This is a genomic window from Streptomyces sp. NBC_00258, assembly GCF_036182465.1.
Lineage (GTDB): Bacteria > Actinomycetota > Actinomycetes > Streptomycetales > Streptomycetaceae > Streptomyces.
The window spans coordinates 7,852,943-7,873,746 of the sequence record NZ_CP108081.1; the positions used below are offsets into that span (position 1 = coordinate 7,852,943).

Here is a 20,804-nt window from a genome sequence, read left to right on the forward strand (position 1 = left end):
GAAAGCTACGGCGTGACCTTCTCGATCAGCACACTGCCGGTACCGGCGACCGTGCCCCGGGCGTTCACGAGCTGCGCGCGCCCGAAGAACGTCCGGCCCTCCGGCGGCGCCGCGTTCGCGACGACCTTGGCCTCGACGGAGGCGGTGGCCCCGGTGCCGAGCTTCACGGGCGTCGAGTCGACCTGGACCTCGCCGAGCGAAGGCGCGAAGTACACGTCGAGGTAGTCGTACGCCGTGGAGCCCGCCGGGATCGCGTAGCCGACGACCTCGATGGTGTACGTGCCGGCGGCGGGCGACGGGACGGAGACGGACTCCTCGGAGTCGCCGTCCGCGGACTGGCCGACCTGGTTGCCCTGAGCGTCGTAGACGGTCAGGTCGAGGTCCGCCGCGGCGTCCGAGACGTTGCCGATGGTGACGTCGAGCGAACCGGCGCCCGCGGGCACGTCCACCGTGGTGGTGTCCGTGGCGCCGTTGGCGATGGTCGGCCGAGCGTTCTTGGAGGAGCCGAGCGGGCCGCCCTTCAGCGAACCGTCGACCGGGACGAGCTTGTTCGTCACCTTCCAGGAGACCGGGGCCGGCGTGCCGACCTTGGCCTCGGGGACGGTCACGACCGCCGGGTCGAAGTCGGCGCCGAGCACCTCGACGTTCAGCTTGTACGGGTTGTCGAGCACCGGCGACGTACGGCGCGACTCGACCTCGATCTCCCAGACGCCGGGCTGCGGGTCGGCGTACGAACGCACGTCGGGCTTGCAGCCGTTGCCGTCGAGGTAGTTGTTGTAGCAGAACGGCGTCGAGGTGTTGTCGACCGGAACGCCGTACGGGTGGATGGCGATGAACCGGGTCTGGCTCTTGTCCTTCAGCCCGCCGATCGCGACCTCAAGGGCCTTGGCGCCCTCGGGGACGGTCACGAAGTACGACTTGCTTTCGTTGCGCTGGACCTTGCCGGACGCCGAGTAGGTGTACTTCAGCGGGGCGGAGACCACGACCGTGGTGAGGACCTGCTTGTCGATGCCCTCGGTCCTCGGGTCGTCGACCTCCAGGATCGCGCTGCTGAGACCGGAGTTCTCGGCCTTGGCCGCGACCTTCACAGTGACCGGCTTGTTCAGCGGCAGGGACACCTCGTCGCTGCTGACGATCCTGAACGTGTCGTCGCGGTTGTTCTCCAGGTGCAGCTCGTGCCGGATGGCACGGTCGGCGCCCGTCGTACGGGTGATGGTGACGTCGTACGTCTTCTTCTGGCCGACCTTGAGGCCGCCCTCGCGGTCGTAGAGGCCCGTGCCGAAGCCCGGGGTCTTGAGCGCGAAGTCGATCGCGGTGTCGACCGGGGCCTTCACCGTGTACTCGTGGGCGGTGGCGCCGTCACGGATCGAGTCCCAGGCGTCGGGGATGTTGACGAGGCCCGCGCCCTCCGCGTACGCCTGCGTGCCGCTGATGTGGTCCGCGGTCGAGGTGAGCGCGGTGCGCAGCTTGGCGGGCGTCAGGTCGATGTTCTTCTGCTTCGCGGCGCTCAGCAGCAGCGCGGAGGCGCCCGCGGCCTGCGGGGACGCCATCGAGGTGCCCTGGAGCATCGAGTAGCCGGCCGGCAGGGAGTAGCCCGCCTCGGCGACCGGGCCGCCGGGCAGCCAGGTCTGCGTGGTGTTGATGGAGGCACCGGGCGCGGTCAGCGTCGGCGTGAAGCCGCCGTCCTCACGCGGGCCGCGCGAGGAGAAGGGCAGCATCGCGTACTTCTTCTCGACGGCCGAGCCGTAGTTGGAGGCCCAGGTCTCCTTGGAGATGGACGCGCCGACCGAGATGACCTTGTCGGCCAGGCCGGGGTCGCCGATCGTGTTGGCGCCGGGGCCCGAGTTGCCGGCCGAGATGACCAGCTCGACACCGTAGGTGTCGATCAGGCGGGTGTAGAGCTCGGCGCGCGCGGTGTTGCCGTCGTTCAGCGCCGGGAGGCCGCCGATGGACATGTTGACGATGTCGACGCCGCGGTTGGCGACGAGGTCGATCATGCCCTCGGTGAGCGCGACGTTGGTGCAGCTGGGGCCGAAGAGGCAGGCGCGGGAGGAGACGACCTTCGCACCGGGCGCGGCACCGTTCATCTTGCCGCCGAACAGCCCGTTCGCGGCGGTGATGCCGGCGACGTGCGTGCCGTGCTCGCTCGCTATCAGGCCGATGTTGACGAAGTCGCGCTTCTGGCCGACCCAGTCGCCGCCCAGCGGGTCCATCGGGACGTCCTTGCGGATCTCCACGACGAACGGCTGCCGCTCGACCACGTCGGTGGCCGGGTTGTCGGTACCGAAGTAGCCGATCTGGTACCCGTCCTTGTACGGCTTCATCGGCGCGTCGTCGGTGAAGTCGCTGTTGCCGTTGGAGTCGACACGGACCGTGCCGGCCGCTGCGTCGTACAGGACACCCCAGGCGTCGGTGGTGTCGCCGTCGCGGTTCACGTCGCCGGCCGCGTCGCCGCCGGCGGTCGCGGACTCGCGGAAGAGGTTCACCTGGTAGCTGCCCGCGGGCGCGGTCCAGGTCTTGCCGCTGAAGGCGAACGTGGGCCCGGACACGGAGGTCAGCATCGCGCGCCAGGACGCGTCGCCGTCGATGATCGGGTCGGTGGACGTCACCCAGTCGACGATCTTGCGCTCGCCGGTGGTGGTCTTCTGCAGCGCCGGGTGCGCCAGGTCCACACCGGAGTCGAGGACGCCGATGGTGATGCCCCGGCCGTCCGCCTTCGGGTTCTTCTTCACGAAGTCGACGGCACCCGTCTCGAAGGACGGGTTGTACGGGTTCTCGGCGGGGGTGTTCTTGCCGGGCGCCGGGTAGGCGCCGGCCGTCGGGGCCTTCTTGGTGCCCTTGGCGGTGTCGGCGGACGGCGTCGGGTCGTCCAGCGCGATCTCCTGGCGCAGGTCGATGCCGTGCACGGAGGAGAGCTTGGAGGCCGCCTTGATGGCCGCGTCGGCCTTGGCGGTCGGGACGGTGGCGCGGACGTAGCCGAGCTTGTCGTAGGTACGGCCCACGGAGCCGCCCTTCACCGCGTCCAGCTGGTCCGCGACCTGCTCGGTCTGGCCCGGCGCGGTGGCGACCATCATCGTGACGTTCTTGTCGCCGCCGGCCTCGGCCTCGGCGAGGAGGTCGGCGTCGTCCGAACCGAGCTTGCCGCTCGCGGACTTGACCGATGTGTCGACGGGAGTACCCGGATCGTCCGCGGAGAAGGCCATGGGTATCGGCCCCGCCGCGGAGAGTGCGGCCACGAGCCCGGCGGCCACGGCTATGCGCGCCGCGCGTCTCGCGCCGGTGATCGGAGCTCGCTGAGGGTTGGGGGTCATCAGCATCCTTGTAGGTAAAGGAAAGTCCGTTGACGATCGGAACGATCGCCCCAGTCCGGTATGTGAACCCGGATGACCGCTCAGCTTTACCCAAGTGATGGATGTTTGGGGAGGGTTGACCGTGGCGTGAAGTGAGCATGGCGTACTTCCGCCATACGCCACCACGGGCATAGCAGCGTATGGCCGGACATTCCCGGAGGGCTCAGCCCTCTCGCGTGCGCGCGTAGTGGCGGGACGCCTTCGCGCGGTTGCCACAGGCGGCCATCGAGCACCAGCGGCGGGTGCCGTTCCGCGAGGTGTCGAAGAAGTGCAGGACGCACGCCTCGTGGGCGCAGCGCCGGATGCGGTCGGGGGCGGTGTTCAGCAGTTCCAGGTAGTCACGCGCGGCGAGCCAGGCGGGCCCCCAGGACGGGTCGCGGAACTCGGCCTCCTCGCCCGGCCCCTCGGTCGTCAGGGTCGCCCGGATCCGCCCGTGCGCGAGCACGGCGTCGACGCGGCCCGCGCCCTCCGTCAGGGATCCGTCCACGGCGGCCCGCAGTGCGTCCCGTGCCGTCAGCGCGTGGCGCAGGGTCGCCTCGTCGGCAGTGAAGTCCAGCGCGTTGGCGCCCAGCCACACCGCGAGTCCGTCGGTGTCCGTCAGCAGGTCCTGGATCACGCCCTCGTCCATCCACCGCGTGTTGAGCAGGTCCAGCGAGAGCGGTTCCCCGGTGAGCGGGCGTGGATCCCGGGCGGCGACGGACATCTGGCGGCTCCCTGCTTCCCCGGCCGGCGTTGACCGGTCGGCCCCTGCTAACCGGTCAAGGGTATGTGACCGGTTGACGCTCACCGATTCTAACCCTTAAAGTCACTTACAACGGTTAGCTCGCGCCGGGCCCGACGCAAGGGGAGTGTCATGTCGACGACCACCGCACTACGCACCGGCCACATCGGCCTCAACGTCACGGACCTCGACCGCTCGCTCGCCTTCTACCGGGACGTCCTCGGCTTCACGGTGATCGTCGAGGGCAAGGAGGAGGACCGGCGGTACGCGTTCCTCGGCGAGGACGGCCGCCCCGTACTCACGCTGTGGCAGCAGGCCGACCACGGATACGGGGCGACCGGCGCGGGGCTGCACCACCTGGCCCTGGAGGTCGACACGGTCGAGCAGGTCAGGGCGTACGAGACGGCGCTGCGCGCCCATGGCGTGGACTTCGCCCACGAGGGCGTCGTGGCCCATCGCGAGGGCGCCGCGTCCGGGGGCATCTTCTTCCACGACCCGGACGGCACCCGCCTGGAGATCTGCACGGCCCACGGCGCCGAGGGGGCACCGGCCCCGTCGGGCGAGGCCCCGACCTGCGGATTCTTCTAGCCCGGACCGATAGAGGAGGGCAACATGACCTACCACTCCGGCTCGCGTGCCGTGCAGGACCGGGTCGGCGTGCGTGACATGGCCGACCACGTCGGACGGTCGATCGGGGAGGGGCTGCGACCGGTGGCCGCCGCCTTCCTGGAACTCCAGCCGATGCTCGTGCTCGGCGCCGCCGACCCGGACACCGGCCGGGTGTGGGCCTCCCCGGTCACCGGTGAGGCCGGGTTCGTACGGGCCACCGGATCACGGCAGATCTCGGTCGCGGGCGGACCGCGAGCGGGCGACCCGCTCACCTCGGCGCTCGCCGTCGCGGGGACCCCGGTCGGCACCATCGCGCTCGACCCGCGCACCCGCCGCCGCATGCGGCTCAACGGCCGCTCCAGGCCCACCACCCGCGGCCTGGCGGTCGAGGCCGACCAGGTCTTCTCCAACTGCCCCAAGTACCTCCAGAAACGAGAGTCGTACGAGACGGTCGCGCGCACCCCGGGCGAGCCGCTGCGCGGCGGCGAACTCGGCGTGGCCCAGCGGGAGTTCGTCCGCGCCGCCGACACCTTCTTCCTGGCCACCGTGCACGGGGACGGCGCCGACGCCAGTCACCGCGGCGGCAACCCCGGCTTCGTGCACGTCACTTCGCCGACCGAGCTGAGCTGGCGCGACTACCCCGGCAACTCCATGTTCCTCACCCTCGGCAACCTCGCCGCGGACCCACGCGCCGGACTCCTCTTCCTCGACTGGGAGACGGGTGCCGCCCTCCAGCTCTCCGGCACGGCCCGCACCGAGTTCGCCCCCGACGGCACCCGCACCGTCCGCTTCACCGTCGAGGCCGTCGTGGACACGCCCGGGGCGAGCCCGCTGCGCTGGTCGCCGCCCGAATACTCACCGGCGAACCCGCCCCTCCCGTAATAACGTCGGCGCATGCACAAGGAGTTGAGGGTGGCGGCCTACGCCGTATGCGTACGGGACGATCGGATACTCCTCGCGCGCCTGGTGGAGAAGAACGGCACCAGGCCGTGGACGCTGCCCGGCGGCGGCATGGATCACGGCGAGGACCCGTACGACACCGTGATCCGGGAGGCCCGGGAGGAGACCGGATACACGGTCGAACCCCTCGCGCTGCTGGGCGTCGACTCCGTCCGGCGCACCTATGCGCGCCGCCTCGGCCCCGCCGCCGACTTCCAGGGCCTGCGGATCGTCTACGAGGTCGGCGTCACCGGCGGCGAACTGCGCCACGAGACCGACGGCTCCACCGACCTGGCGGCCTGGCACCCTCTCGCCGAGGTGCCCGCGCTGGACCGGGTGGGCCTCGTCGACGTCGGCCTGGCGCTGTGGCGGGACCGGCCGGTGGTGGGGCGTGTGACGGGAATCCCCGAGCGCCGAAGGACCTCCGGCAACTAGGCCGCCTCGGGGCGGCGGTGCTGTACCGCGCCCCGTAAGGGGCGCGGGGAACTGCGCGATCAGCCGAAGCGGACCCGCAGGTTCATGACCGCACCTCCAGCGGAGCGTTTAGGTTCTGTACCCAGCCAGGTGAACATGGAGTGACCGCCTCCCCTCGGTTCGGCCAGGACTCGGTGGACGCGGAGGGTAGTCCAAGATCCACGTACGGTGATCGGCGTTGCCCGTTGCTGTCCAGTTAACGCGCAGGTCACCCCCAGTGCCAACGATCCAGTATGAGCGGGAAGTTCGCGTGAGCGAACCGCCCGCGACCACTGCTGACGCGTTCGGACCCGGGGAGATCGCGCCATGTCGCGCATACGCTCTGTCGCCACCGCCACTGTTCGTGACCGCCGCGCCTTCCTGGCCGCAACCGGGGCGGTGTCCCTCTCCGCGGGCATCGGCCTCGCGCTGCGGCCCGGTTCCGGCGAGGCCGCCGCGCACACCGCCACGACCCAGGGGCAGCCCCTCGCAGTCTCCCGCCCGGCGCCCGCCGCGCCGCTGGCTCCGTACACCCGCGGCACCACCCTCTCGACGGTCGCGGTCCCGCGCGGCGGCTCCGGGTACCGGCGGCTCGGCGACGGGCCCGCCTGGTCGCGCGTCGTCCGCGGCGATCTGGCCGCGCCCAAGGCCGGCCGGGGCGAACGGCGCACCGCGCTCGCCGCGTTCGTACAGTTCACCGACCTGCACCTGGTCGACGTACAGCACCCGCTGCGCTACGAGTACCTGCGCGCCCAGACCGCCAGCGCCTGGCGCCCCCAGGAGGCCCTGTCCGTGCCGGGCGCGGTCTCGCTCGTCGAGCGGGTCAACGCGCTGCGCGGCGCCCCCGTCACCGGCTCGCCGCTGCACTTCGTGATGACCACCGGCGACAACACCGACAACAACGCCAAGACGGAACTGGACTGGTTCCTGAAGGTGATGAGCGGCGGCCGGATCACCCCCAACTCCGGTGACCCGAACCGCTACGAGGGCGTCCAGAACAGCGACCTCAAGCTGTACTGGCAGCCCGACGCGGCCCTGCGCGACGCCGACAAGCAGCTCGGCTTCCCCCGTATCGACGGCTTCCTCGCCGCCGCCATCCGCGAACTGCGCAGCCCCGGCCTCAACCTGCCCTGGTACTCCACGGTCGGCAACCACGACTCCCTGCCCGGCGGCTGCTACGCGCCCGGCGACTCCTTCTTCACCGACTTCGCGGTCGGCGGCAAGAAGCTGATGACCCTCGACGAGTCGGAGGGCGTCGCCATCTGGAACAACGTCAAGAAGGGCGGCGACCCCAAGGGCGCGGCCTTCAAGGCGATGCTCAAGTCCCAGGCACGGAGGATGCGTTCGGTCACCCCGGACGAGGGCCGCGCACCCTTCACCCCCGCCGAGTACCTCCAGGCGCACCTCGACCCCGCGCACACCGGAGCGGGACCCGTCGGGCACGGCTACTCGCAGGCGAACCTCGCCGCGAAGACGCAGTACTACACCTTCCGCATCGCCGACGGCCTGCTCGGTGTCAGCCTCGACAGCACCGACCCGGGCGGCCACTACGAGGGTTCGCTCGGCACCGCCCAACTGCGGTGGCTGGAGCGCACGCTGAAGGCGGCCGAGAAGAACAAGGAACACGTGATCGTGTTCAGCCACCACACCAGCAAGTCGATGCGCAACCTCCGCGAGGACCCGGCCCACCCGGGCGAGCGGCGGCACGGCGGTGACGAGGTGCTCGCCCTCCTCGGCACGTACCGCTCGGTGCTGGCCTGGGTGAACGGGCACAGCCACAAGAACAAGATCACCCCGCACTCCGCCCCGGACGGCCGCTCCTTCTGGGAGGTCTCCACCGCCTCCCACATCGACTTCCCGCAGCTCGCCCGGGTGATCGAGATCGTCGACAACCACGACGGCACGGTCTCCCTGTTCACCACGCTCATCGAGTCCGGCGCCCCGCACGGAACGGACTTCGCCGACCTCACCCAGACAGGCCTCGCCGCCCTCTACCGAGAACTCTCCTTCAACGCCCCGGGCGCCCGAACGGACTTGACCGGCGAACCGGGAGACCGCAACACAGAGCTGGTACTGAGGAAGGGCTGAGGCTGTCACGCCCTTCGGAGGGCGCCCCTTCAAGGGCGCGGGGAACTGCGCGACAAGCCACGACGCACCCGCACCTTCAAGACAACACAACCCACCCCACGCCACTCACGAGTTGTTCAAGTAGGCCAACACCGCAAGCACCCGCCGATGCCCACTGTCACTCGGCGGCAACCCCAGCTTCAAGAACACATTCCCAATGTGCTTGCTGACAGACCGCTCGGTCACGACGAGAGCCTTGGCGATAGTCGTGTTGTCATGCCCTTCAGCCATCAGCTGAAGAACCTCCCGCTCACGAGGCGTGAGCGAATCGAGCGGTGAATCCCGCCGCCGCACAAGCAGCTCCGACACCACCTCGGGGTCCAACGCGGTCCCCCCGGACGCGACGCGGTCGAGCGCGTCCAGGAACTCGTCGACCCGCCCCACCCGGTCCTTGAGCAGATAACCGACCCCGCTCGCCCCACCGCCGAGCAACTCCGCGGCGTACGACTCCTCGACGTACTGCGAGAGCACGAGCACCGGCAGCCCGGGGATCTCCTTGCGCGCCGCGAGCGCCGCGCGCAGACCCTCGTCGCGGAAGCCGGGCGGCATCCGGACGTCGAGCACGGCGACATCGGGGCGGTGTTCGAGCAGCGCGGGCAGCACCTCGGGCCCGCTGCCCGCGACGGCCACCACCTCGTGTCCGGAGGAGGTGAGCAGCAGGACGAGCCCCTCCCGCAACAGGGCGTTGTCCTCGGCGATCACCACACGCACGGCAGCTCCACTTCGATCACGGTCGGGCCCCCGAGGGGGCTGGTCAGCCGCAGGGTCCCGTCGAGCGCGGCGACCCGGCGTTGCATACCGAGCAGCCCGGAGCCTCCCGCCTCGTCGACACCGCCCCGGCCCTCGTCGCGTACGGTCACCCGCAGCCCCTTGCCGGTACGGGCGAGCCGGACCTCGGCCCGCTCCGCACCGCTGTGCTTGGCGGAGTTCGTCAGCGACTCGGCGACGACGAAGTACGCGGCGGCCTCGACCGCCGCCGGGGCCCGCGCCCCGTCCCGCTCGCTGTCGGCGTCCTCCAGGCCGTCCACGGTCACGGCCACGTCCAGGCCGCTGCTCGCGGCGAGCGCCCGGACCGCGCCGGCCAGTCCACGGTCGGTGAGGATCGGCGGGTGGATGCCCCGTACGACGTGCCGCAGTTCGGTCAGGGCCTCCTCGGCCTGGTCCTGGGCGTCGTCGAGGAGCCTGCGCGCGGCCTCGGGATCACGGTCGTACGCCCGCTTGGCCAGCCCGATCCGCATCGACAGGGAGACCAGCCGGGCCTGTGTGCCGTCGTGCAGGTCCCGCTCGATGCGCCGCAGTTCGGCGCCGTGCGCGGCGATCGCGCCGGCCCGGGTCTCGGTCAGCTCCTCGACCCGCACGGCGAGCTCCGCCTTGGGGGAGGGCTTGAGCAGGGCGGTCGACCACTTGGCGTCCAGGTCCACGAGCCGGCCGATCAACGGCAGCACGACGGCCTCGCGGCGCAGCAGCCCGCACCACACACCGTCGACGAGCAGGCCCAGCGGCCACAGCGGGATCGCCAGATACGGCAGGCAGCCGTAGCCGTAGTAGGCGACCATCCAGCGCAGATCGGTGAACGTGCCCGGATCGCGGACGACCGTTCGCACCCGCTCGCGCACCGTGCCCTCGACGGGCTGGTAGGCCTCGGGGATCTCCTGGCCCGTCCACGCGGCCACCATGCGCCGCTTGGCCCCGGCGATCCGGCGCACCAGCAGCACCGTCTCGGGCAGCAGCCCGATGGCGACCACGCTGACCGCGCCGATGGCCCCGATCAGCAGGACCGTGATGAAGAGGTACGAGCCGAAGGACAGCACGGCGGCAGGCGCGAGCCGGCGTGTGGCCCGCGCGGCCTCCCGGACTGTCTTCCGCATGGCGATCAGAGTAGGCGAACGGGCGCACGTGCGGACGCGTGGCCACCTTCCTTTGATCAGCGGACACCTTCCCTTGACCTGCGGGCACCTCGTCGCTGACCTGCGGCGGCCTCCCTGCCGGCCTGCGGGCGCCTCCCCGCGACGAGCCCCTGCCTCTCCGTCACGGCCGCGGCCGGCACCGCCCGTGGTGTAGCCCGCTACACCTCCGGTTCGGGAGGGCACTCCCTCGTGGCGGCGGGCGGATCCCGGGATCGTTGATCTCAGTCGATCGCGGGAGTTCCCAGCTCCCCACCCGGAAGGAAACTCCCATGAAGGCGCTGCTCTCCTCGAAGCCGGTCCTGTGGTTCCTGTTCCTGTTCAACCTCGTCGTCGCCGCGGCCGCGCCCTTCGTCGTGGACGGCTCGCAGGGCGTGCTGACCGCCGTCGGCATGGGCGTCGTCTCCCTCGGGGCGGGCCTGAGCCTCCTCAAGGGCCGCGGGCAGGGGCAGGGGCAGGGCCAGCAGGCCTGAGCCATACAGGCAGGCGGGCCGAGCTGTTCCAGAAGGGCCGAAACCCGCTCAACCGCCGCAGTCGCAGGCAACCCGTACGACAGGCCACCCGGTCCCTCCCGTCGGTGCACCACGACGGACACGACGGATGGGACACGACGACACATGACTGCATCCCGCACGCTGCGCCTCGGACTGACGAGCGCGGCCGCACTGGTCGCGGCCTCGCTCACGGCTCCGGTGGCCATGGCCGCCCCGGCTTCCTCCTCGGCCTCATCCCCGTCCCCGGCCCCGCTCAGAGACCACGCCGCGACCCAGCGGGCGATGGACGCCGCCGTGCAGGACGGTGTCCCCGGTGCGGCCGGGCAGGCGAAGGACAAGTACGGGACCTGGAAGGGAACTTCGGGCGTCGGCAACCTCAGGACGAACAAGCCGCGCTCCGCCCACGACCGCTACCGCGTCGGCAGCATCACCAAGACGTTCGTGTCGACGGTGCTGCTCCAACTGGAGGCGGAGGGACGGCTCTCGCTCGACGACAAGGTGGAGAAGTGGCTGCCGGGCGTGGTCCGCGGCAACGGCCACGACGGCAGCCGGATCACGCTCCGCCAGCTCCTGAACCACACCAGCGGGATCTTCAACTACACCGACGACGAGGACTTCGGCCGGACCTACTTCCTGAAGGACGGCTTCTTCGAGCACCGCTTCGACCGGCTGTCGCCCGCGCAGCTCGTGAAGGTCGCCACGGCCCACAAGCCGGACTTCGAGCCGGGCACCTCCTGGAACTACTCCAACACCAACTACGTACTCGCCGGAATGGTGATCGAGAAGGCCACGGGCCACACGTACGGGGACGAGGTCGGGCAGCGCATCATCGAGCCGCTCGGCCTGCGCGCCACTACGGTCCCCGGCACGAACCCGCACGTGCCCCGGCCCAGCAGCCGGGCCTACGGCAAGCTCGCCGAGACGGCGACCGGCCCGACCTACGACGTCACGGAGCTCAACCCGTCCCTCGCCTCCGCGGCGGGCGAGATGATCTCCGACTCGGGCGACCTCAACCGCTTCTACTCGGCGCTGCTGCGGGGCAAGCTGCTGCCGAAGAAGCAGCTCACCGAGATGAAGACCACCATCAAGGTCGACGCGATCCCGAACGCCGGCTACGGCCTCGGTCTCATGGAACGCAAACTGAGCTGCGGTGTCGTCGTCTGGGGCCACGGCGGCGGCATCCACGGCTCGAACTCGGAGGCCGTCACGACGGCGGACGGCCGCCACTCCCTCGCCTTCAACTTCAACGGCGACTGGTCGGGGGACAGCGACGCGGTGATCGAGGCGGAGTTCTGCGCCGAGTAACCGGACGGACGGTGGGCCGGGTGAGCGCGCACAGGGCCGCTTGCCCGTTCCCGGGAACCGCTCAGGACCCGGCACAGCCGAAAGTCCTCGGGCTCGCGCTCAGGCTCCGGACGCGGCCCGCAGCAGGCGGAGCTGCCCGATCTCGGCGGCGTTCTTCATGAGCTCGGAGTTCACCCAGCCGGCCATGTGGGCGACGGTGTGCTCCGGATCGTTCTGCCACGGAAACGGGGCGATGGCGTCCAACTCGGCGTCCGTGAGCCGCTCCAGCACCGCCAGCCACTCCCCGCGCAGACCGCGCAGCCACTCGACGGCCGCCTTCCCCTCGCCCGGCCACACGATCTCGGTCCGCTCCCGGGGCACCCGCCCCTGGGCGTGATCGACGGTCACACTCCACCACCACCCGATGTGCCAGCTCACCCACCCGATCGTCGGAACCGGTATCGGGTCGGGCTCGGTCTCCGCCCAGTCCGCCACCCACCTCCCATCGGCATCCGGACGCACCGTCCAGCAGAGCGGCCCGGGCTCCCACAGGAAGTCCTCGTCCTCCAGCCGCTCCAGGTGGTACTCGAACAACGACCACGTCAGCTCGAACTGCCAGCGCAACAACTCACAACGGGAAACAGTCATCGAGCGACCCTGACATGCCGTCACTCCTGCCGGGAAACGGTTATCCGAGGGCGTACGCAGACCGGCCCGGACGATCCGGCGCAATCCCGCAGCCTGCGAACTATCCTGCAGCGCACGTGGATTGAGAGCTCGGGGGAAGCGTGGCAGCGAAGTCATCTGCGCCATGGGTGCCATCTGCGCACCTTGCGCAATCGGCGCCATCCGTGCCGACCGGACCGGGCCATCGCGACGCGGTCCTCGTCCTGCCCGGGATCATGGGCAGCGAACTGGTGGAGACCGCGACCGGCCGCGTCCTGTGGGGCGGCTCGGACCTCCGCCGGTACGGCAGCGCCTGGGCGTCCGGCGGTTCGCTCTCGGCCCTCCATGTGACGGACGAGGAACGCGCGGGCGTGACCGGCCGCATCCACGCGACCAGACTGCTCCGCTTCCCCGCCTTCGCGCCCGTGCTGCGGGGCTTCGAGCCGTACACCAAGCTCCTGGCGGGCATCCGGCGCCTGTCGGTCCACCCCGACGCGGTACGGGAGTTCGCGTACGACTGGCGCCTGTCGACCGAGCACGCCGCCGCCCGCCTGGCGGAGACGGCGGACGACCACCTGCGGGCCTGGCGTGCCCATCCGCACGGCAGCCGGGACGCCCGGCTCACCCTCGTGGCCCACTCCATGGGCGGCCTGGTCGCCCGCTTCTTCATGACCGCGCTGGGCGGGGCCCGCGACGTCCGCACCCTGATCACCCTGGGCACCCCGTTCCAGGGTTCGGTCCAGGCCGCGGGCCTGCTCGGTCCGGGCAGCGGCACCCCGCTGCCGCTGCCCCGCCGCCGACTGCGTGCCCTGGCCCGCACCCTGCCCGGCCTGTACGAGCTGCTGCCCGGCTACCGCTGTGTGGAGGAACCCGGCGGGAACTTCCGCCACTTCACACCGGCCGACGCCGAATCCCTGGGCGGAGACGGGGAGTTGGCCCGGCAGTCGCTCGACCGCAGGGAGAAGCTGACCGGGTCGGACGACGGCACCCTCCCCCAACTGCGCGCTGTGGTGGGCGTCGGCCAGCGCACCCCGCAGAGCCTGACCCTCGCGGACGGCACGGCGGAACTGCACGAGTACGTCCCGGACGGCGACACCCGGCTCGACCGCCGCGGCGACGGAACGGTGTACCGGGAGGCGGCGACACCGGTCGGGCTGCGCCCCTTCTACCTTCCCCAGAGCCATGGCGCCCTCGCCCGCAGCGAGGAGGCGGTCGCGTTCACGGGCTCGGTCCTGACCGAACGCCCGCTGGGCCCGCCCCTCGGCGCGACGGAACTGGGTTTGTACGTACCGGACGTGGCGACGGCACGCGAACCGTGCCCGGTCGAGGTCGAGCTGGTGGACAACCCGGTCGCCGTCGAACTCCAGGTCATCGACGTCTCCGAGAACCTGGAGATCGACCGCCCGCGCCTGTCCCGCCGCGACGGCCGCCTGCGCGCCGACGTACGGCTCCCGTGGCCGGGCCTGTTCCGCATCGAGGCGAAGTGCGGCGGCTTCTCGGCGGTGAGCCAACTCGTCCTGGCGGTCGCCGGTGACTGAGTTCAGCGGACCGCACTCGCGCCACCCCGGCGCCTCGCGTCGCCCCAGGCGGTAATTCGATGTCCCGGCGGGCCCCGCAGCGGGATCATGAGGGCCCGGGCGCTGCCGCCCGCCCGCGCCCCCGACGCCCAAGGAGCCGCTCGACATGCCACTGCCCGCCGACCCCACGGTGCTCCACCCGATGCCCGAGCAGCCGCGGGTGGTGCTGCTCAGGCCGTTGGTGAAGTCCCCGCTGATCGAGGTCGGGGAGTACTCCTACTACGACGACCCGGACGACCCGACCGCGTTCGAGACGCGCAACGTCCTCTATCACTACGGGCCGGAGAAGCTGGTCATCGGGAGGTTCTGCGCGCTGGGCACGGGGGTGCGGTTCATCATGAACGGCGCCAACCACCGGATGGACGGCCCCTCGACCTTCCCGTTCCCCACCATGGGCGGTTCCTGGGCCGAGCACTTCGACCTGCTCACCGGTCTGCCGAACAGGGGTGACACGGTCGTCGGCAACGACGTCTGGTTCGGCCACGGCACGACGGTGATGCCCGGTGTACGGATCGGACACGGCGCGATCATCGGCACCGGCGCAGTGGTCACCACGGACGTGCCCGACTACGGCATCGTCGGCGGCAACCCGGCCCGGCTCATCCGCACCCGCTTCAGCGACGACGAGATCGACCGGCTCCTCGCGGTGGCCTGGTGGGACTGGCCCGCGGAGCACATCACCGAGCACGTGCGGACGATCATGTCGGGCAACATCGCCGAGCTGGAGGCCGCCGCCCCGAACCGCGCGTGAAGGGGCGGACCCCCGGTCTCCCGGGGGGCCCGCCCCTTCACTCCCCTCCTGACGCCGTCCCGGTCCGTCACTACCGGGGCAGCACCACTACATACGCAGCCGGGTCGCGGTCCGCTGAAGCCATCAGGGCCGTACGTACGACCGTTGCCTGCTGTTCCATCGAGTCCCGCAGCTTCTTCGGGGTGATGTGGACGACCGTGATGCCGAGCCGCTCCAGGTGCTCGCGCTTGCGGGCGTACTCGGACCACATGGCGTCGTCGTCCTGGCGGGGCGCGCGGGTGTCGAGTTCGAGGGCGACGGCGTGGTCGGGCCAGTACGCGTCGAGGCCGCCGAGGTGCGGGCCGCCGGGCAGCCGGAGGTCCACGTTCCAGACCGGGTCCGGCAGACCGTGCTCGTGGACCAGGCGGTAGAGGCGGTCCTCCGCGATGGCCCTCCCCTCGGCGAGCAGCGAGTCGACGGCGTCCACGACGTGCGGACGGCTCAGCAGCCGGGCCTGCGTCAACTCCTTGACCACGGCGGCCGGTTCGCAGTGCCCGCCGCGTACGGCCTCGGTGAGCAGCCGGCGTACGACACCCGCGTCCGTGAGGTCGGCCACCGCGTCGGCCAGGGCGCGCGGGACGGGGGCCACCGGGATGCCGGTGATCTGCTGGGGCTCCGGCATGCCCGGCGTACGGACGATGCGGACGCAGCCCGTCGAACGCAGCCGGCGCAGGCGCGGGACGAGGACGTCGATGCGGTCCAGCGACAGAAGCGGGGGCGCCGAGGAGAAGCGGTGCAGGGCCAGCGCCGCCAGGCCGGTGATCATCGCGTCGGCGTACCGCTGCGGGGCGTGCGGCTCACCTGCGCCGGGCTGGGCGGGGACCGACGGTTCCGCGGCGGGCGAGCGGGCCGCGTACAGGAGAACCGCGTGCAGCCGCTCCTCGCTGGTGGCCGGGCCCGGGCGGAGCAGGAACACGCCCGGCAGAAGCTGCTGCCAGGTGCCGCCCGGCCGGCACTGCGCGTTGATGTCGGCGGTGCCCACACCCTGCGAGCGCAACTGCGCGGTGGTCAGGACACGGAGCTGGACGTCGGACAGGTGGCGGAGGGGCCGGGGGGAGAGCGGGGTGTTGTGGTTCATGCCCCGAGGATTTCCCGCCCCCGATCACCCTGCTAACCGCTGTTACACGCCCGTCGACAAACCCGGACAAGCTCGCCCTAAAGTGCAAGCGTTCGACTGCCGAAACCCCCTGGTCCGTACGGGGGTCACGGCACCGATTACCCGCATTCCGTAACTGTTATGGACGGGCCAGAAGTCAACCGCGCGAGCCACCAGCCCCGTTAGGGGGGCGCAGCCTTTGGGGGCGCAGCCGCTGGGGGCGCGGGGAACTGCGCGACCAGCCCCCACCCACCCGCACCCGACCACGAACCTCCGGCCCCCTCAGTCGCCGACGGCACCCGCCCCGTCACACGCCTGCGCCCGCAGGGCCCGCGCCAGATCATCCCGAGCCTCCAACACCAGCCTCCTCAACGCAGGCGCAGCCGCCCCATGGGCGGCAAGCCACGCATCCGACGAGTCCAGGGTCCCCTGGGAATCCTGCAGCGAAGGGAACAACCCCTTCACCACATCCATCCCGATCTGGATCGACCGCTCACCCCACACCCGCTCGATCACCTCGAAGTACTTCGACGCGTACGGAGCGGTCAGCTCCCGGTGCGACGACTGGGCGAAGCCCGCGATCGTCGCCTCGACCAGCGCGTTGGACAGCGAGTCCGACTCGACGACGGACGCCCACGCCTGCGCCTTGACCGCCGCGGAGGGCCGCGCGGCCAGACACCGCACCTGATGCCGCTTGCCCGACGCCGTGTCGTCCCGCGCCAGCTCGGCGGCGATGACACCCTCGTCCGCGACCCCGTGCGCGGCGAGCGGTTCGAGGAACGCCCAGCGCAGCTCCTGGTCCACCTCAAGGCCGTCGATCTTCGCAGTGCCCTCCAACAGGCCCTGGAGCAGCTGGAGATCGGCCTCGTCGGACGCGACCGCCGCGAAGAACCGCGCCCACGTCAGCTGGTGCTGGCTGCCGGGCTCGGTCAGCCGCAGCTCGCGCAGCGCGCCCTCGGCGAGCAGCCGTCCGCCCTCGCCGCGCCACCCGGGCGCCGCGTAGTGGGTGAGCGCGGAGTTCGCCCACGCGTGCAGCATCTGGAGCACGCCGATGTCGGTCTCGCGGCCCGCGAAGCGCAGGACCAGGTCGATGAAGTCCCGGGCGGGCATGAGTGCGTCGCGGGTCAGGTTCCACAGCGCGGACCAGCACAGGGCGCGGGCCAGCGGGTCGGTGATGTCGCCGAGACCGTCCCGCAGGGCCGCCAACGAGCCCTCGTCGAACCGGATCTTGCAGTACGTCAGGTCGTCGTCGTTCACGAGCACCAGGTCGGGAGCCTCCGTGCCCACCAGTTCCCCGACGACCGTACGCGGACCCTCGACGTCGACCTCGGCACGCGCGTACCGCTCCACCACCCCGTCGGGCGACCGCCGGTACAGGCCCACCGCCACCCGGTGCGGCCGCAGTTCGGGATGCGACTCGGCCGCCTCCTGGAGGATCGCCAGCTCGGTGACGCGCCCCTCCGCGCTCAGAATCACCTGCGGGGTGAGGGAGTTGACCCCGGCGGTCTGCAGCCAGGACCGCGACCAGGTGGCCATGTCACGCCCGCTGGTCTCCTCCAGGACCGACAGCAGATCACCGAGCCGCGTGTTCCCGTACGCGTGCCGCTTGAAGTAGCGGCGGGCACCCTCAAGGAACGCGTCCCGCCCGACGTAGGCCACCAACTGCTTGAGGACGGAGGCGCCCTTGGCGTACGTGATCCCGTCGAAGTTGAGCTTGGCGTCCTCCAGGTCACGGATGTCGGCCGTGATCGGGTGCGTGGAGGGCAGCTGGTCGGCGCGGTACGCCCATGACTTGCGGTTGTTGGCGAAGGTGATCCAGCCGTTCGTGAAGCGGGTCGCCTCGACCATCGAGAACGTGCCCATGAAGTCCGCGAAGGACTCCTTGAGCCACAGGTCGTCCCACCACACCATGGTCACCAGGTCGCCGAACCACATGTGGGCCATCTCGTGCAGGATCACGTTCGCCCGGCGCTCGTACGACGCCTGCGTCACCCTGCCGCGGAAGATGAACTCCTCGCGGAAGGTGACGAGCCCCGGGTTCTCCATCGCGCCGAGGTTGTACTCCGGCACGAACGCCTGGTCGTACTTCCCGAACGGGTACGGGTAGTCGAAGTGGTCGTGGAAGAAGTCCAGCCCCTGCTTGGTGACGAGGAAGACGTCTTCGGAGTCGAAGTGCCGGGCGAGGCCCTTGCGGCACATCGCACCGAGCGGGATCTCCAGGCGCGTACCGTCCTCGAAGACACGCTCGTAGGAGTCCGTCACGTAGTGGTACGGGCCCGCGACGAACGCCGTGATGTACGTCGAGATGGGCTTGGTCTCGGCGAACTTCCAGACCCCGTCGGCCAGTTCACCGACGCCGTTGCTCCACACCACCCAGCCCTCGGGGGCCCGCACCTCGAAGCGGAAGGGTGCCTTGAGGTCCGGCTGCTCGAAGTTCGCGAAGACACGGCGGGAGTCGGCCGGCTCGTACTGCGTGTAGAGGTAGACCTCGCCGTCCTCGGGGTCGACGAAGCGGTGCATGCCCTCGCCGGTGCGGCTGTAGGCGCACTGGGCGTCGACGACGAGTTCGTTGTCCTCGGCGAGGTCCTCCAGGAGGATGCGCGAGCCGTCGAAGACCGCGCCCGGGTCGAGGTCCCTGCCGTTCAGCGAGAGGGCCGTGACGCTCGGGGCGATCAGGTCCGCGAAGGTCGTGGCGCCCGGCTCGGCGCTGCGGAAGCGGATCGTCGTGACCGACCGGAATGTGCGCGGCCCGGCGTCCGTCCCGCCGACGGCGGAGCGCAGGTCCAGGGACACCTCGTACCCCTCGACGGACAGCAGTGCGGCCCGCTCGCGGGCCTCGTCGCGGGACAGATTCTCACCGGGCACGGGCGGCACTCCCTCGTGGGGTCATGGATACGCGTCGGGTACGCGTCTGGGTACGCGTGAACAGCACCGATCCTGCCATGTGCCCCTGACCCGGGACACCCGGGAATGGCACAGGTGACCGGTTGCGTTGGGGCTGAGGGAGACGACCGAGGACCCCCTGAGACCCGTACCCGGATCCGTACCGAGGAGAAGCATGTCCGAGCAGACCGCGCAGACCGCCGGCAAGACCCCCGTCGACTTCTGGTTCGACCCGCTCTGCCCCTGGGCGTGGATGACCTCGCGGTGGGTCCTGGAGGTGGAGAAGGTCCGGGACATCGAGGTCCGCTGGCATCTGATGAGCCTCGCGGTACTGAACGAGCCGAAGCTGGACGAGCTGCCCGAGGAGTACCGCGAGCTGCTCAGCACGAAGGCGTGGGGCCCGGTCCGCGTCGTCATCGCGGCCCAGGAGGAGCACGGCCCCGAGGTGCTCGGAGACCTTTACACCGCGCTCGGCACCCGCATCCACAACCAGGGCGAGGGCCCCGGCAAGGAGATCGTCGCCGCAGCCCTGAAGGACGTCGGCCTGCCCGAGTCCCTCATGGACCACTGGGACGACACCCCGTACGAGCCCCAGCTGCGCGCCTCCCACAAGGAGGGCATAGACAAGGTCGGCCAGGAGGTCGGCACCCCCGTGATCGCGGTCCCCGGCTCCGACGGCGAGCAGATTGCCTTCTTCGGCCCGGTCGTGACCCCGGCCCCCAAGGGCGACGAGGCCGGCAGGCTGTGGGACGGCACGCTGATGGTCGCCTCGATCCCGGGCTTCTACGAGATCAAGCGCACGCGGACCAAGGGCCCGGACTTCAGCAACCTCTGACCGGGGGAGCCGACAGCGGCGGGCTCAGTTCCGCTCAGCTCGGTTCCGGCAGGCGCAGGGGCTCCCTGAACGGCTTCTCGGTGAAGGAGGTCCGCAGGTTGCGGCACTGCTTGCCCTTGTCGTCCAGGGGCGCCATGCACACCATGAACGTGTCCACGTTCTTCTGGCCCGTGTGCTTCTTGAGCCAGGCCGCTTCCTGGGTTTCCAGGAAGCGGTGCTCTTCTTCGAGGCTCTTGCAGGTGAAGCAGCTTCGCTTGCGCATCCCGTAACCATCACCCGGAGCCCCCCGTACCGGAAGCCCTTCGCAACAGTCCCCGCTCCATCGCCACCACCACCGCCCGCGTCCGGTCGTTCACGTCCAGCTTGGCGAACAGGCGCAGGAGGTGGGTCTTCACGGTGGCCTCGGCGATGACCAGACGGGCACCGATCTCGGCATTGGTGAGACCGTCCGCGACGGCGTTCAGGACATCGGCCTCGCGGGCGGTCAGCGGCGGATGGGCGGGCCGGCGCATGCGGGCGACCAGCTTCTCGGCCACCCGCGGGGCGAGAACCGTCTCGCCCCGCGCCGCCGCGTGGATCGCGTCGACGAGCTGTTCGCGCGTGGTGTCCTTGAGCAGATAGCCGATGGCGCCCGCCTCCACCCCGCGCTCGATCTCCGCGTCGGTGTCGTACGTCGTGAGGATCAGGACCCGGGTACGGGGGTGGGCCGCCACGATCTCGGTCGTCGTCGCCACCCCGTCCAGCACCGGCATCCGCAGATCCACCAGCGCGACATCGGGTTCGTGCGCGGCGACGAGGTCGAGCGCCGCCCGTCCGTCGCCCGCCTCCCCGACGATCTCGATGCTCGGCTCGGCGGCGAGCAGGGCCACGACACCGGCCCGCATCACCGTGTGGTCGTCGACCACGACGATCCGCAGCGTCCGGCCGGTCATGCCGTTGCCTCGCCTTCGGCGAGCCCGGCCGCGGGGGCCGCCCCCTCCGCCGGGTCCCTGGCCGGTGCGGGTTTTCCGTGGCCGGCCGCGCGGTTCCCCGCGCCCCCGAGGAGCAGGGGCTCAGCCCAACCTCCAGGGGCGCGG

The 20,804-nt window shown here is 70.9% G+C and carries 18 protein-coding genes; 9 read left to right on the plus strand and 9 right to left on the minus strand.

What is annotated here, in order from left to right:
• Positions 1–5: 5 nt before the first annotated feature.
• Both OG718_RS34935 and OG718_RS34940 read right to left on the minus strand, forming a co-directional pair.
• Positions 6–3,311, minus strand: a complete 3,306-nt coding sequence (locus tag OG718_RS34935; RefSeq protein WP_328846040.1) for a S8 family serine peptidase — start codon at positions 3,309–3,311, stop codon at positions 6–8.
• 202 nt (positions 3,312–3,513) lie between these two features.
• Complete coding sequence (locus OG718_RS34940) at positions 3,514–4,053, minus strand: CGNR zinc finger domain-containing protein (protein ID WP_328846041.1); 540 nt, start codon at positions 4,051–4,053, stop codon at positions 3,514–3,516.
• Between the two features lie 150 nt (positions 4,054–4,203).
• On the opposite strand from OG718_RS34940, the gene OG718_RS34945 reads away from it, so the two are divergent.
• The 4 genes from OG718_RS34945 to OG718_RS34960 all read left to right on the plus strand — a co-directional run bounded on the left by OG718_RS34945 (position 4,204) and on the right by OG718_RS34960 (position 8,160).
• Positions 4,204–4,659 carry a VOC family protein gene (locus OG718_RS34945; protein WP_328846042.1) on the plus strand — a complete coding sequence of 152 codons (456 nt, stop codon included), beginning with the start codon at positions 4,204–4,206 and terminating at the stop codon, positions 4,657–4,659.
• 24 nt (positions 4,660–4,683) lie between these two features.
• The gene (locus tag OG718_RS34950) at positions 4,684–5,562 is read left to right on the plus strand and encodes a pyridoxamine 5'-phosphate oxidase family protein (RefSeq protein ID WP_328846043.1); all 879 of its coding nucleotides are present in this window, start codon (positions 4,684–4,686) and stop codon (positions 5,560–5,562) included.
• Between the two features lie 12 nt (positions 5,563–5,574).
• Entirely contained in the window at positions 5,575–6,054 is a 480-nt protein-coding gene (locus OG718_RS34955) for an NUDIX hydrolase (protein ID WP_328846044.1), read from the plus strand.
• 345 nt (positions 6,055–6,399) lie between these two features.
• Positions 6,400–8,160, plus strand: a complete 1,761-nt coding sequence (locus tag OG718_RS34960; RefSeq protein WP_143632206.1) for a TIGR03767 family metallophosphoesterase — start codon at positions 6,400–6,402, stop codon at positions 8,158–8,160.
• A gap of 105 nt (positions 8,161–8,265) precedes the next feature.
• Here OG718_RS34960 and OG718_RS34965 read toward each other — a convergent pair whose 3' ends face one another.
• Positions 8,266–8,910, minus strand: a complete 645-nt coding sequence (locus OG718_RS34965) for a response regulator transcription factor (RefSeq protein WP_143632204.1) — start codon at positions 8,908–8,910, stop codon at positions 8,266–8,268.
• On the minus strand, positions 8,898–10,067 hold the full coding sequence (locus OG718_RS34970; RefSeq protein WP_328846045.1) for a sensor histidine kinase: 1,170 nt from the start codon (positions 10,065–10,067) through the stop codon (positions 8,898–8,900). Before OG718_RS34970 ends, OG718_RS34965 begins: the two co-directional genes overlap by 13 nt.
• 308 nt (positions 10,068–10,375) lie before the next feature.
• Between OG718_RS34970 and OG718_RS34975 the strand changes: the two genes are divergently transcribed.
• A complete protein-coding gene (locus OG718_RS34975; protein ID WP_143632200.1) occupies positions 10,376–10,576 on the plus strand; it encodes a hypothetical protein in 201 nt (66 codons plus the stop codon).
• A 144-nt stretch (positions 10,577–10,720) separates the two neighbouring features.
• Positions 10,721–11,902: a serine hydrolase domain-containing protein gene (locus OG718_RS34980; RefSeq protein WP_328846046.1), complete on the plus strand. Its 1,182-nt coding sequence runs from the start codon at positions 10,721–10,723 to the stop codon at positions 11,900–11,902.
• A 99-nt stretch (positions 11,903–12,001) separates the two neighbouring features.
• Here OG718_RS34980 and OG718_RS34985 read toward each other — a convergent pair whose 3' ends face one another.
• Positions 12,002–12,529, minus strand: coding sequence for a DinB family protein (locus OG718_RS34985; RefSeq protein ID WP_306940128.1), 528 nt, complete (start codon positions 12,527–12,529; stop codon positions 12,002–12,004).
• Positions 12,530–12,732: 203 nt separating this feature from the next.
• Between OG718_RS34985 and OG718_RS34990 the strand changes: the two genes are divergently transcribed.
• Both OG718_RS34990 and OG718_RS34995 read left to right on the plus strand, forming a co-directional pair.
• Entirely contained in the window at positions 12,733–14,085 is a 1,353-nt protein-coding gene (locus OG718_RS34990; protein ID WP_328846047.1) for an esterase/lipase family protein, read from the plus strand.
• Positions 14,086–14,230: 145 nt separating this feature from the next.
• Positions 14,231–14,875 (plus strand): CatB-related O-acetyltransferase, encoded by a 645-nt coding sequence (locus OG718_RS34995; protein WP_143632194.1) that lies wholly within the window; start codon positions 14,231–14,233, stop codon positions 14,873–14,875.
• 70 nt (positions 14,876–14,945) lie between these two features.
• Here the strand turns inward: OG718_RS34995 and OG718_RS35000 are convergent, their stop codons facing one another.
• Both OG718_RS35000 and pepN read right to left on the minus strand, forming a co-directional pair.
• On the minus strand, positions 14,946–15,992 hold the full coding sequence (locus tag OG718_RS35000; RefSeq protein WP_306940130.1) for a hypothetical protein: 1,047 nt from the start codon (positions 15,990–15,992) through the stop codon (positions 14,946–14,948).
• A 300-nt stretch (positions 15,993–16,292) separates the two neighbouring features.
• Complete coding sequence (gene pepN, locus OG718_RS35005; protein WP_328846048.1) at positions 16,293–18,875, minus strand: aminopeptidase N; 2,583 nt, start codon at positions 18,873–18,875, stop codon at positions 16,293–16,295.
• Positions 18,876–19,068: 193 nt separating this feature from the next.
• Here pepN and OG718_RS35010 point away from each other — a divergent pair, with 193 nt between their 5' ends.
• Positions 19,069–19,728, plus strand: coding sequence for a mycothiol-dependent nitroreductase Rv2466c family protein (locus OG718_RS35010; protein WP_143632188.1), 660 nt, complete (start codon positions 19,069–19,071; stop codon positions 19,726–19,728).
• A gap of 34 nt (positions 19,729–19,762) precedes the next feature.
• On the opposite strand, the gene OG718_RS35015 is transcribed toward OG718_RS35010, so the two are convergent.
• Positions 19,763–19,990, minus strand: a complete 228-nt coding sequence (locus tag OG718_RS35015; RefSeq protein WP_143632187.1) for a hypothetical protein — start codon at positions 19,988–19,990, stop codon at positions 19,763–19,765.
• Between the two features lie 10 nt (positions 19,991–20,000).
• Positions 20,001–20,660, minus strand: a complete 660-nt coding sequence (locus tag OG718_RS35020) for a response regulator (protein ID WP_143632185.1) — start codon at positions 20,658–20,660, stop codon at positions 20,001–20,003.
• Positions 20,661–20,804 lie beyond the last annotated feature (144 nt).

Excerpts from the sequence above, each read along its gene's own strand:
- OG718_RS34935 (WP_328846040.1), bottom strand. The coding sequence starts at position 3,311 with ATGACCCCCAACCCTCAGCGAGCTCCGATCACCGGCGCGAGACGCGCG.
- OG718_RS34940 (WP_328846041.1), bottom strand. The coding sequence starts at position 4,053 with ATGTCCGTCGCCGCCCGGGATCCACGCCCGCTCACCGGGGAACCGCTC.
- OG718_RS34945 (WP_328846042.1), top strand. The coding sequence starts at position 4,204 with ATGTCGACGACCACCGCACTACGCACCGGCCACATCGGCCTCAACGTC.
- OG718_RS34950 (WP_328846043.1), top strand. The coding sequence starts at position 4,684 with ATGACCTACCACTCCGGCTCGCGTGCCGTGCAGGACCGGGTCGGCGTG.
- OG718_RS34955 (WP_328846044.1), top strand. The coding sequence starts at position 5,575 with ATGCACAAGGAGTTGAGGGTGGCGGCCTACGCCGTATGCGTACGGGAC.
- OG718_RS34960 (WP_143632206.1), top strand. The coding sequence starts at position 6,400 with ATGTCGCGCATACGCTCTGTCGCCACCGCCACTGTTCGTGACCGCCGC.
- OG718_RS34970 (WP_328846045.1), bottom strand. The coding sequence starts at position 10,067 with ATGCGGAAGACAGTCCGGGAGGCCGCGCGGGCCACACGCCGGCTCGCG.
- OG718_RS34975 (WP_143632200.1), top strand. The coding sequence starts at position 10,376 with ATGAAGGCGCTGCTCTCCTCGAAGCCGGTCCTGTGGTTCCTGTTCCTG.
- OG718_RS34980 (WP_328846046.1), top strand. The coding sequence starts at position 10,721 with ATGACTGCATCCCGCACGCTGCGCCTCGGACTGACGAGCGCGGCCGCA.
- OG718_RS34985 (WP_306940128.1), bottom strand. The coding sequence starts at position 12,529 with ATGACTGTTTCCCGTTGTGAGTTGTTGCGCTGGCAGTTCGAGCTGACG.
- OG718_RS34995 (WP_143632194.1), top strand. The coding sequence starts at position 14,231 with ATGCCACTGCCCGCCGACCCCACGGTGCTCCACCCGATGCCCGAGCAG.
- OG718_RS35000 (WP_306940130.1), bottom strand. The coding sequence starts at position 15,992 with ATGAACCACAACACCCCGCTCTCCCCCCGGCCCCTCCGCCACCTGTCC.
- OG718_RS35010 (WP_143632188.1), top strand. The coding sequence starts at position 19,069 with ATGTCCGAGCAGACCGCGCAGACCGCCGGCAAGACCCCCGTCGACTTC.
- OG718_RS35015 (WP_143632187.1), bottom strand. The coding sequence starts at position 19,990 with ATGCGCAAGCGAAGCTGCTTCACCTGCAAGAGCCTCGAAGAAGAGCAC.
- OG718_RS35020 (WP_143632185.1), bottom strand. The coding sequence starts at position 20,660 with ATGACCGGCCGGACGCTGCGGATCGTCGTGGTCGACGACCACACGGTG.